The sequence below is a fragment of the Clostridium cibarium genome, assembly GCF_014836335.1.
GTDB classification, from domain to species: Bacteria; Bacillota; Clostridia; order Clostridiales; family Clostridiaceae; genus Clostridium; species Clostridium cibarium.
This window is the reverse complement of sequence record NZ_JACSRA010000017.1, coordinates 53,646-66,776: the sequence shown is the minus strand read 5'-3', so window position 1 is coordinate 66,776 and position 13,131 is coordinate 53,646. Positions and strand designations below refer to the sequence as shown.

The following is a 13,131-nucleotide window of genomic DNA, read 5'->3' as shown; positions in this document are numbered from 1 at the left end:
TTTAATCAGAAAATGATTAGAAGTCCTGGCTTTTGTGCGTTTGCGCACAAGGGTCAAGGAAAAATGGAGCAAGGGGAAAGGGGTGAGAGGGGATTTTGGGATGATACGAGTTTATTAGTAATACACACTAGTATTAAGTTATTCATTTGTGAGGTATAATTGTAAAAATAGGAATATTATAGTATAATAATATTCAGAGAATTCTAGATTTAATCGATAATATAGTAGTATTATCTATATATTATCTTCTCTGAGTAGATGTGCAGAGAAAGTTTTGTTTTTGTCCATTCTTGTAATAAAATTACAAGAGATTTATTCCAGAATAAATCACTTGAAATCTTATTACAATGAGGATTAATGTAGAGTTCTCTTTTTTTATGGGGGAAAACAATGAAGCATTTATTAGAAGATAAGAAGATAAACACTGTATTTAATATATTACATGATAAGATACGAAAAAAAGCACATAGTAGTCAAGAATATCCTAAAATTATATTTATTTGTGGTAAAGATATATATGATGATAAAGGAAAACAGAAATCTAAGGAAATACTAGCAAGTGAATTAAATAAAAGATATTTCCTAATAAATAAATTAGAGGAAAGTAATTTTAAAGTAAAAGGTAGTACATATTTAAAAAATTATTGTATTGTCGCAGAAAATCTGTACGATCATAATGAGTTAAAAGATTTATTAACTTTTGAGGGAATTTTAGGAGAAATTAGTGAAAAAATAATTGTAATTCTTGAAAGTGAGGGGACTTGTTGTGAATTAGGTGCTTTTTCTTATAGCGATGAATTAATGAAAAAAATAATAGTAATAAATAATGATGATTATATAGAAAAAAGATCATTTATAAGGTTAGGGCCTCTAAAGAAAATTGAATTAAAAGATGAAAGCTCCATTATTTATAGTCCTTATAAATATGATGAATTTATAAAAGAGTATAGAGTTCTGGATATGTGTAAAGAGATATCAGAGTTAGAATCAAGTTATAAACCGAATAAGAATGAGAGTCAAGTTGAATTAAAGAGTTTAATATATGAAATTATGAATATTATAGAAATATTTCAACCTATTCAGAAAGAAGAAATACTTGGTTTGTATAAGAAGTTTACAGGGTTTAGAGCATTTACAATAAAAAATTGTGCAAAACATAATATTAGAAATATTACACATTTATTAGAATTATTGAGTAAAATGCAAATGATAGAAAAAAGAGCAGATTACTACATGTGTAATGAAAGAGTGACTTTTTATAATTCTTTATTCAATATAGATAGGAATGAATATAATAAATTAAGAACTAAAATTAATTCAGCAATGTATCAGAATTTTAGTGAGAGAATGGAGATAAATGAAAATGAGTCTATTGCAGAGAATGAGTAGTGAATTAAGATTAGATCCGGATTTTATAATGTCTACAGTAAATTCTACTAAAAAATATAGAATTTACAAAAAAGGAAGTAAATTTATATATAACTCATCCGGGGAATTGAAGACACTGCAATATTGGCTAAATTCAAAGATATTTTCTATTCTTGAATATTCGAAATTTACAGCAGCATATCAAAAGGGATGTTCTATAAAAAAGAATGCTAGTATTCACTCTAAATCTAATTATATTTTACATACGGATATAGAAAATTTCTTTAATAATATTACTGAATACCATATCAACATTCTTTTGGAAGAAATAAATCAATTAGGTAAGTCGGATAAAGAGCTAATTAAAAAAATAATTTTATATAAAGGACATTTAGTTATAGGGAGCGTATCAGCACCACATATAAGTAATTGCGTAATGTATAAATTTGATATAGAACTATATGATACAATAATCAATAATACGAATATGAAATACACTCGCTATGCAGATGATATAACAATATCTTCAAAGGAGTATATAACTCACGATGTAATAAAAAAAGTTGAAGCTTTATTAGTAAAATATAAGTTTAGTATAAATAATAATAAGACTTATTTTAGTAGCAGGGCGACTAGAAGAAGGGTTACTGGAATTACAATTGATAATTCAACTAATGAATTATCATTAGGACATAAAAAATATAAATTTATAAAAAAAGAAATATACAATTTTTTGGTAAAAGAACAAGGATGTAAAGATAAAATTTTAGGAAACTTAGCATTTATAAAGGATATTAACAGTAAGAAATACGATGAACTTAAATCTGTATATTTAAAATATGATAAAGAAGGAATTGTTTTCAGTAAAGAAGAAAAAGATATAGAATTAAAAGATGAACATGAGATTTCGAGTTATTAAGCAGATTCCAATAGAGAATTTACTAATTGAAAGTGACAGATCATTTACAAAGATTAATGGGAAAAGATATACTTTTGATAAGTTAAGTAGAGTTTATACGCTTTTTGGTGAGTTACTTAATATAAATTTAGAGAAAACAAATACAAAAATTGCTCAAAATTTTGTAAGGTTGTTTGAAAAGTAAATTTTTCGATTTTGCCTGAAGTGAAGTAAGATAAAATATTATCATGTTTCAGCTTTATATTACTCATGATTGATGGATATGCTGCATAGAGAAAAATGGAAGGTTTTTAAATTATAAAACAATGTAGGGGGGTGAAAATGTGAAATTAAAAATTGCTCCATGGAATAAATTTATACTGAAAAAATTCTTTTGGTTTCTTACAGTAGTTAATACAATACTATCTATAACTTTGATTGCTGTAGATATTGATAAGAAAACTAAATTTAGAATTGGCATTTTTGAAGTGGTTGTATTTATAATAGTGTATTTTTATTTTTGGATTTATGAAAATTTCCGTGATAACATTAAAATAAATATTAATAATTCACAATTGCAGATAAAAGTTGGAGATATATTTTCTCAAGAAGGATTAAAAGTTATAGGAGTTAATGAGTATTTTGATAATATTGTTGATAATGCTATTATCTCAAAAAATTCTTTGCATGGTAGATATATTATGAATAACTATGAAAATACCGTTAATTTAGATAAAGAAATTGAAATGGATTCACATTTGATGGAATTAAAGTCAGGATACAATAACGAAAGAAAGATTGGGAAAAAGCAAAAGTACAAATTGGGAAGTATTTTTGTTGATGGGGAGTATCTTCTGACATCTTTTGCCAAATTTGATGACAAAAATAGAGCATATCTATATATGAATGACTATATAAATTTTTTACTTAATTTTTGGAATGAAATAGATATTATTTATTCGGGAAGGTCTGTGACGATTCCACTGTTTGGATCTGGCATTACAAGATTTAAAGAATATGATCATATAACTGATCAGGAACTTTTAGAATTGCTTATTTGGTCGTTTAAATTAAGCCGAATTAAGTTCAAGTATCCTGCAAGTGCGACAATTATTATACATAAAGACAAAGCTGATAAAATTAATTTTACGAAACTAAAGGGGTGGGAATAATGGCATATAGAAATGGCACTTATGTTGCATTTGATGGTAATGGTACAACAGATCCTACTAAAGGTGATATGAAATACTATGGCTTATTACGTAAATGGAACAATTCAAATAGGTTCGAATTAAATTTTAGTGATAGTCATTTAAAAACTTATCAAGTAAAAGATAGTAGTTCTATAAGAACATTGAAATCTCGATTGTTAGAAAGAATGAAAAATTCTAAAAATATGCTTTTGATAATATCTGATGATACCAACTGGGATAGAGGTATGTTAAATTATGAAATAGAGAAAGTTGTTGATGAATATAAAATTCCTTTAATTGTTGCATATACTGGATATAACTCAATTTTAAATCCATCATTGCTTCGGGGAAAATGGCCTAAAGCATTACTCGAAAGAATAGATAATGGAACAGCAAAATGTATACACATTCCGTTTAAAGAAAGGTCGATTTCATCTGCTGTCTCACAGTTTAGTGTGAATAGTACTGGTAGCAACATTTTAACTTCAGCACTTACAACATACAAAAAAGAAGTTTATATAAATTGGGGATATATTGATAAATAAATTTTTGTTAATGTAAAGTAATCATTGTAAGTAATAGCATATTGTTATGAAGATATATTTTGACAAAGTGGGATTATTTTAGAGTCAAGAATTCTATGAGAAAAATCTACAAGTAAGTATAGGGTAGATAACAACTAAATAGAGTATGCATCTTCTACAGCTTGTGGTGTCATATAGCACATAAAAAGAAACTCTCAAAATTGCCTTAGTGTATTAAACACTAAGGTTTTTTGCATTATTATTAAATAAATTTTATAAAATAATAAATATGAATTAAAAGGTTAAAGATAAGTTTATTTAATAGGTAATTAAAATAAATTGTTTAATTATTGTAAAACCTGTTAAAACTACTAATTATAATAAGTTTAAAAGAAAATTAGCAGATATTAATGTTAGATGTACAGGGGAGTGAAGTGAATAAAAATGGCTAAGCGTAAAAGAGGATTTACTAGAGAAAAGTATGATAAATGGATAAAAGAAAAAAGAGGATTAGGGAAAGGGAAAGATTATAAGGTTTGGTTAACTGTACAAGATGTTCCTTCTTTAGGAAAGACATCAAGGCTCTTAGGCATTAAAACTGGAAGGGAGCATCAGTTTTTTTCAAATAATGAGACTAGTTATTTTTTTATATTAGAATTTTATGAGCTAATCACTGACATAAGGGAGCAATTTCCACTTCTTCCTATAGAAGAAACAATTGCGATTGCTCAAGAATTAGGGATTAAGCATCCAACTGATCCTAATACTAAAGAAGAGATAGTAATTACTACTGATTTTTTAATTGATATTAATGAGGATAATTATAAAAAGACATTAGCAAGAACAATTAAACAAAAAGAGGACTTAGATAAGAGGCAACTTGATAAATTCGAAATTGAAAGAAGATACTGGAATAAAAGGAATATAGATTGGGGAATAGTTACAGAGAATGAGATTAATAAAGTATTAGCTAGAAATATAGAAATAGTATATCAATTCTATGATTTAGAAAATCTTAAAGGGTTTGAAAATTTCAATACAGTACAAATAAGAGAACTAACTAATGCATTTAAAAAGCAAATATCAGGAACGTCAGTTATAAGAGAAGAAGCATCTCTCTTTGAAGATAATATGTTATTAGAAGGAGGATGTGGAATAGCTATGTTTAAACACTTAATTATTACTAAGCAAATAATTGTAGACATGTTAACACCTATTAATGTAGATAAGTCTATATTTGTAAAGTTAAGTGAGGTGAGATTATAATAATGATTTTACATGAAAATATGGTATTACAATATATAGAGGATGACTTGAAAATAAGGGTAATATGTATAGATGACAGTAAAGAGTTTTGTTATATTGTAAAGCTAACAGGCGATACTGCAATTCCTAAATATATGAGCATGAATGAGATGAAATACTTAAGGGATAATAATTATTTGATAAGAGTTACAGATCCATTTGCTAAGAGTATAATCGAAGAAGATATTTCTGATGAACAGAAGTTGATAAGAGATGAATATTGGGAAGTAGTTGAGAACATATGGTATGAAAACAAAAAAGAATTTCTAGATAAAAGATCAAGAAATAAGATTATTACAAATACTTCAATTAAGTTTGATAAGAATGAAAAGCAGGTTAGAAGAATAATCACACGTTTTTTTCAGAGGGGAATGACAAAGAATTCATTATTATTTGATTATGAAAATTCTGGAGCTAGAGGGAAAGTGAGAAGAGCTGGAGGTAAAAAAAGAGGAAGGAAAAGAGCTTGTGAAAAAGATGGACAAATAATTGAAGGAATTAATATAGATGAAGTAGCTTTGAACATCATAAAGACATCAATAAGATTGTTTTATTCAAAAAAAGAAAAAAAGTCGTTATCTGATGCACATAAGTATATGCTTGTGAAGTTTTATTCTGACAAATTGATTTTTAATAATCAAAAACGAAATTTTGTTTGGGATAAATCAAGAATACCTACATATAGGGAATTTGTATATTGGTATCACAAGTTTGAAGATAAAAAAGAAGATATGTTAAATAGGGAAAGTAAAAGATATTACGAATTACACAAAAGAGAGTTACTAGCAAACTCAACTATGGATACTTTTGGACCAGGATCTAGATATGAGATAGATGCTACTGTTGCTGATGTTTATTTAGTGAGTAGAATTGACCATAAAAAAATTATTGGTAGACCAGTAGTGTATGTTGTCATAGATGTGTTTTCTAGATTAGTATGTGGAATTTATATTGGATTAGAAGGTCCTTCATGGCTTGGTGCTATGATGGCACTAGATAATGTTGTAGAAGATAAGGTTGAATTTTGCTCTAGATATGGTATTGAAATAACGAGTGAAAAATGGCCTAACAGTTTTTTGTCGGAAAAAATACTTGCTGATCGTGGTGAATTTGAAGGCTATAATGTAGAAAATCTTATAAATAATTTAAATGTTAAAATTGAAAATACTGCTCCATACAGAGGAGATTTAAAAGGAATAGTGGAAAGGAATTTTAGGACTATAAATGAAAGAATTAAGCATATGACACCAGGAGCTATAGCTAAAGAATATAGAGAAAGAGGGGATAGAGATTATAGATTAGATGCTGTTCTGGATATTAATGAATTTACATCTATAATTATCCACGAGGTTATTCATCATAATAACAGTATTATAAGTAATTATCCAATGGATGTTGAATTAATAAAAGCTGAAATTGCTCCAGTACCTTGTTTAATATGGAACTGGGGGATAGCTAATAGGAGATGTGCATTTAAATATGTGGAGAAAGATATCGTTAGGTTAAATTTAATGTATAGAAAGAAAATAAGTATAACAAGAAAAGGTATACAGTTTAACAGTAAGATGTTTTACAGTTGTGAATTAGCGATTCAAGAAGGGTGGTTTTTAAAAAGAGTTAATGAAAAGATTAATATTGTATATGATCCTAGAGAAATGAATTTTATTTATATTCCTATAAATAACGGAAGAGAATTCATTAAGTGCAATTTACTGGATAAGTGTTCTAGGTATAGGGATTTATCTATAGAAGAAATTACTTTTTTGCAAGAGTTAGAAAAAGAATCAATAAATGATTATCAAGATAAACAAAATCAAGTACATGTAGATAACATAGAGTCAGCAGAGAAAATAATAGGCAAGGCTAAAGAAAGAGCTAAGTTTATATCATCTCATTCAGATGCTAAAAGAATAAAAGGAATAAGAGAAAATAGGATGCAAGAAAAAGAAGAGATTCGAAGCAATGAGGGGTTTGAGTTGGAACGCTTATCTAACAAGATAAAAAAACCAAAAGATTACGTCGATGTTGATAATAGTGAGCAATTATCTAAAATTGATATATTAAAGAAGGTAAGAGGTGAAAAGGTTGGAAGGTAAAGAGGTATCTATACAACACATATTAAAAGGTGAAATCATAGCTCATCCTGAGTATAAGGAACAGAAAATTTCTGGATATAAGAATAATCCATGCATAGAAGCATTACCTGAAATTTTTGATGATGAATTTCTAATAAGAAAAATTGCTTTTTATCCCGAGATAAGTGAAAGTGAGAAAATGAATAATGGGAATGTAAGATATCATTTGATTAAGCAAATAAAAAATTATTATCAACCATTGAGTATTCACTTAAAAATCGAACATACACTTTCATGTGTTATTCGAAGAAGTTACATTGCTAGAAATCCAAGTTCAAATGAGTATTTAATGAGGCTTAGATTAATAGCTGAGGTTATTGAAGAACAAAAAGAAAATAAGTTATTGTCTAGTTATGATATTTGCAATAGTTTATGTAATAAATTTAATTCAATTCCTGAAACCAACAGATCTTCAGCGGAATGCTTTAGTATTATAGGAATAAGTGGTATGGGGAAAAGTACAGCTATTGAAAAGTTACTTTTAATGTATCCACAGGTTATTATTCATCGTGAATATAAAGGGAATCCACTAACTAGGACTCAAATTGTTTGGCTCAAAATTGATTGCCCATATGACGGCTCGCTTAAAACACTATGTAAAATGTTCTTTAAAGCCCTTGATGATGTATTATTAACAACTAACTACTTTAAGAGATATGGCAATAACAGGGTATCAACTGCAACAATGATGATTCATATGTCACATCTAGCAAGTCTGCATTCAATTGGAGTTCTAGTAATTGATGAAATGCAGCACTTAATAAATCCTAAGAATAAGCCAGATGAAATATTGAATTTTCTTGTAACACTTATAAATATGATAGGAATTTCTGTCATACAAATTGGAACTCCTAAAGTTACAAGTGTATTAACAAAAGGATTTAGAGAGTTGAGAAGAGCAGAGGAAAGTGGTTGTATTTTTTGGGATAGAATGAAAGAAGATGAAGAGTGGGATTTCTTCATAAACAATCTTTGGGAATGTCAGGTGTTAAAAATTTTTACCCCTCTTACGGATGAATTCAAACAAGCAATGTACTATGAGACTCAAGGTATAACTTCTATAACAATTAATTTATTTATTTTAATTCAAGCACAAGCAATATTTAACACTAAAGAGAAAATAACAGAAAATTTGATTCATAGTGTAGCAAAAAATGATTTAAGGTTAACTAATAAAGTTATAGATGCACTAAGGAGTAATAGAATTGATGAAATTGCCAGTTATGAGGATATATCAATTGAAATAGAAGATATATTGCAGAATAAAATGAGAGATTATGAGTATCAGAAACGAATAGAAGAGTTATCAATAAAACATAAACAATCGATTGCAAGTAATAAAAAAAATCTAAAAGAGTCAGTACTTACGGAAATTGTATCTATGGGGATATTTATGCTTGTAGATTATAAAAAATTGGAGAAAATTTTTGATCAGATAATAAAAAAGGAGCCTTCACCTTTAAATAAACTGACTATAAAGCAAAAGTTAATAATAGAGGCAATAAAAGAGGAAGAAATTTTGTTTAAAGATGATAAAGGATCTAAAGAGTCTACAAATAAGAAGAACTTTAATGATAAAGAGGATTTAAGATATTTATTCGACAAAGCTAAAAAGGAAAATAAACATATCTACGAAGTTCTTAAAGATAATGGATATATTAAAGATCCATTAAAAGAATTTTATAAATATGATATTTAAGCGAGGTGAATTATGAGTTTATATTTTCCAGAACCATATCATGATGAAATATTATATAGTATAATTTCTAGGTATCATTTTTACATGGGAAATACAAATTCTAAGAATACCTTGAAAGAACTTTTTGGAACGGAAAATATTATTCCAACAGTTGAATTACCATGCAATTTAAGTAAGGTTTGCAAATTTATAAATAATAATATATATAATGAAAGTTATTTTATAAAAAATCATACATGTCTCCCTTTTTACTTTCCTTTTTTAAATTCTAATAATCAAATATCTTTACCTGAAGCAATGGCAAAAAAAAACGGGCGAAGTATATATGCTAAAATAGGTATTACTGCTGGAGGGATTTGCACAAAAAAAGATTTTTATTACTGCCCTGAATGTGTGAAAGAAGATTTGGATAAACTTGGAGAAGCTTATTTTCACAGAGTACATCAAGTACCAGGAGTATTGGTTTGCCCAATTCATTCATGTTTAATTAATAGGTACATAATTACAAAGAATGATGTGGGTAGAATAAACTTAATAAGAATTAATTTGAAATATATAGATTTTACTACGAAATATGATACAAATAGTAATTTAATAAAGATTGCTAAAAGTGCAAGTTATATTTTGAATAGTGATTTATATGAGTTTAATCAAAGTATAATAACTGAAAAGTATAAGTATATGTTAGATAACTTAGGGTTACTTACACCAAAAAAGAGAGTTAGGCAAAATAGGCTTAAGGAAATGTTTAAAAGCCGTTATAGTGAAGAGTTTTTAGAAATGCTAGACTCCAAAATTGATGATAGAGAAAGTAATTGGTTAAGGGGAATAGTGAGAAAACCTGAAAAAATGGTACATCCTATAAGACATATTCTATTCATTTTATTCCTTTGTAATGATGTTGAAGAGTTTTTCAAAAGAAATAAATGTGAAAGATATAATTTCGAAAATACAGTTTGGGCTTGTTTGAATCCAGTAGCAAGTCATTATAAAAAGCTAGTTATTAATAAATGTATAATAACTAGTGATTATAAAACGAGACAACCTGTCGGAACATTTAAATGTGAAATATGTGGGTTCACATATTCACGAAAGCTTAATTATAAAGATAACATTTATAAAATTGGCAGAATAAAAGCCTATGGGAATGTGTGGGAAGCGAGGCTTTTAGAATTACTAGATAATGAAAAACATAGTCTTACTGGACTTGCTAAAACTATGAAATGTGATCCTAAAACTATTGTAAAATATGCTAGAAAACTTGGAAAAGGAGATATAATAAATTCTAAAATTAAAATTCCATCAAATAAACCTTTGAATAAAGTAGAAAACTATAGAGATATTTATGCTAAAGATATATTGAAATTAATTAATAGATATCCAGATTATACACGTAGTGAAATAAGAAAAGAATTAAAGAAACAATATGCATGGTTTTATAGAAATGATAGACAATGGCTCGATAAAAATTTACCAGCAAAGTTAATGCAAGTAGGTAAATGTTTTATAACAAATTCAAGAGTTGATTGGGCTAAAAGAGATTATCAAACCTATGTAAAAATAAAAAGTATATATATAACAATACTCAGGAAATCTAATAAAGTTAGGATTACAAAATCTGTTATTGGAAATAGGTGCGGTATTTCAGCATTGTTAGAATACCACTTAGATAAGTTACCAATAACAAAAGCATATTTAAGTAAAATTGTAGAGACAATTCAGGAATTCCAAATTAGGAGAATTAAAAAAGCATGTAGAGCATTAATAAAGAAAAATATTGAGATAAGAAAATGGAAAGTGATGAGGTTAGCAGGATTGAAACCAACTTGCTCGGAAAATATAATTAGAACTATACAGTTTTATGAACAGTTTTAAATAAATTCTTAATTATTACACATATTAATAATAACTTTATTAAATTGGAGTTGTTGTTAATATGTTGTATTTTTTTACAGATCCTTATGAAGATGAAGTTTTTTTTAATATTATTGCTAGATATAATATATATAGTGGGAATCTAAGTGAAAGAAAAACTAATGATGACCTTTTTGGAACAAGAACTAAAAATAATAACAATAATCTACCTTGTTTTTTGCAATATTTTTGCAATCAATTTAATAATCAAAGTATTTATACTCCAGAACATATTATAATGAATCATACAATTTTTCCGTTATATTTACCATTCGTAGTAGAGGAAAGAATTACACAATTAATTAATGATATGAAAGGTAGTAATTCAAGAGAAATTCAAATAAGAATCGGAGAAATGGCTGGAGGTATATGTAAGGGGTTTGGAATAAGAGTTTGTTTAAAATGTATCGATGAAGACAATAAGAAATATGGAGAAAGTTATATACATAGGGAACATCAAATTCCAGGGAATCAGATTTGTTATAAACATTCTGAGGTGTTAAGAAAAATTGTATTACCAAAGTATTTAGGTAGATGTAAGATTGTTGACTTTAATACGTGCAGCGTTGAACCAAGTAACAATATAGTAAATGAGTCGAATATTATTTATTTTAAAAATTTATGTAGTGACATAAATTCGATTCTTACAATCAAGAATAAAGATATAAGATTTCAAGAATTAATAAAAAAATATAAAGTAATGTTAGCGAAAAAAGGATTTGCTAGTATTGGTGGCATTATAAATTGGAGTAAGGTTGATAGTGAGTTTTTCGAGTTTTATCCTAGTAATTTTCTAAGCGTATTAGAATCAAGTATAAAAGAAGATGATAAAACCAATTGGACTAGGATGTTGATGAATAGAAAAATTATGGTACATCCGATTAGGCATTTACTATTTATTCGTTATCTCTTTGGAAGTGTAAGTAATTTAATAATGTTCAATGAGTTGGAGTATAGACCATTTGGCACGGGTCCTTGGCCATGTCTAAATCCAGTAGCTTCACACTATAAAGAAGATGTTATAACAGAAATGGAACTTTCAAAAAGAAGCACTACAATAAAACCATTAGGAATTTTTAAATGTGAGTGTGGATATTCATATACTAGATTAGGACCAGATAAGGATATAAGTGATAGGTATAATAAAAGAACTGTAAAATCATTTGGACAAGTGTGGATTAAAGGCTTAAAAGATAATATTGAGAAAAGAATATATAATATTTCAGATTTAATGAGAATAATGGAATGTGATAGCAAGACAATAGGAAGATATGCTAAAGATTTAGGTGTTTTTCACTTATTGAATTCGAGAATGAAAACTTACACAGTCAAAAAGGAAAAGGCACGTAGATATGATGAAAAATTAGAACCATTTTATAAAGCTGACATAGTTAGATATATAAAAGAAAATCCAAATGCAATTAGGGCAAACGTTGAAAAAAAACTTTCAAAACAATGTGCATGGATGCATAGGTACAGAAAAGAATGGTTGGATTCAGTAATGCCAAAGCAAGTTAATAGACATATAGACTGTAGAAAAGTAAATCAATATGTAGATTGGAGTGATAGAGATAATGATATAAGTGAAAAGGTTTTAAGCATTATTGATGAAATTAGAAAAAAAGATATGAATATTAAAATTACAGTGAGTCTTATTTCAAGAGAATTAAAATTACCAATTATGAAATATGTCTACAAGTTACCTAAAACAGAATTAGTGTTAAAGGACCATGGACTTATCTAATTTATAAATACAATTAAATTAGATTGTATTTATTATTAGTTATATATTAAGAAGAAAATTTATTAGGCAACTCTTCTATAACATTAGATGATTTATTAAAGAATTATTCCATAAAGGCTATAAGAATATAATAAGTAGGAAATCTTGCAATTTCAACGTTATGTAAATATGGAAGAAGAGATTAGTATAAACTTAATTCTCTTCTTTTTCAATTGTATAGTAATTAACTTTGCCAAGCTATTTATAAGATTTTAAGTCTTAAATTTTGATTTAACTTCATTATATTATAGATTATACAGTGTGTTATAATATGGTTTATAATGAAATTTATACATTTAATCTTAGGTATAG

At 27.1% G+C, this 13,131-nt stretch carries 9 protein-coding genes; all 9 read left to right on the top strand.

Going from position 1 to position 13,131, the window contains the following annotated elements; genetic code table 11:
* The first annotated feature begins 390 nt into the window (after positions 1–390).
* The 9 genes from H9661_RS11450 (at position 391) to H9661_RS11405 (ending at position 12,780) form a co-directional block, all read left to right on the top strand.
* The gene (locus tag H9661_RS11450; RefSeq protein ID WP_191768866.1) at positions 391–1,389 is read left to right on the top strand and encodes a retron St85 family effector protein; all 999 of its coding nucleotides are present in this window, start codon (positions 391–393) and stop codon (positions 1,387–1,389) included.
* Complete coding sequence (locus H9661_RS11445) at positions 1,364–2,287, top strand: reverse transcriptase domain-containing protein (RefSeq protein ID WP_191768863.1); 924 nt, start codon at positions 1,364–1,366, stop codon at positions 2,285–2,287. The genes H9661_RS11450 and H9661_RS11445 overlap by 26 nt, the downstream gene beginning before the upstream one ends.
* 323 nt (positions 2,288–2,610) lie before the next feature.
* Positions 2,611–3,438 (top strand): macro domain-containing protein, encoded by an 828-nt coding sequence (locus H9661_RS11435; RefSeq protein WP_191768859.1) that lies wholly within the window; start codon positions 2,611–2,613, stop codon positions 3,436–3,438.
* Positions 3,438–4,004 carry a TIR domain-containing protein gene (locus H9661_RS11430; protein WP_191768857.1) on the top strand — a complete coding sequence of 189 codons (567 nt, stop codon included), beginning with the start codon at positions 3,438–3,440 and terminating at the stop codon, positions 4,002–4,004. The genes H9661_RS11435 and H9661_RS11430 overlap by 1 nt, the downstream gene beginning before the upstream one ends.
* Positions 4,005–4,427: 423 nt before the next feature.
* Positions 4,428–5,249 (top strand): TnsA endonuclease N-terminal domain-containing protein, encoded by an 822-nt coding sequence (locus tag H9661_RS11425; protein ID WP_191768855.1) that lies wholly within the window; start codon positions 4,428–4,430, stop codon positions 5,247–5,249.
* A 2-nt stretch (positions 5,250–5,251) separates the two neighbouring features.
* A complete protein-coding gene (locus H9661_RS11420) occupies positions 5,252–7,384 on the top strand; it encodes a Mu transposase C-terminal domain-containing protein (protein ID WP_191768853.1) in 2,133 nt (710 codons plus the stop codon).
* Positions 7,365–9,122 (top strand): ATP-binding protein, encoded by a 1,758-nt coding sequence (locus tag H9661_RS11415; RefSeq protein ID WP_341480424.1) that lies wholly within the window; start codon positions 7,365–7,367, stop codon positions 9,120–9,122. Before H9661_RS11420 ends, H9661_RS11415 begins: the two co-directional genes overlap by 20 nt.
* A 12-nt stretch (positions 9,123–9,134) precedes the next feature.
* A complete protein-coding gene (locus H9661_RS11410; protein ID WP_191768851.1) occupies positions 9,135–10,997 on the top strand; it encodes a TnsD family Tn7-like transposition protein in 1,863 nt (620 codons plus the stop codon).
* Positions 10,998–11,058: 61 nt separating this feature from the next.
* Positions 11,059–12,780: a TnsD family Tn7-like transposition protein gene (locus tag H9661_RS11405; RefSeq protein ID WP_191768849.1), complete on the top strand. Its 1,722-nt coding sequence runs from the start codon at positions 11,059–11,061 to the stop codon at positions 12,778–12,780.
* Positions 12,781–13,131 lie beyond the last annotated feature (351 nt).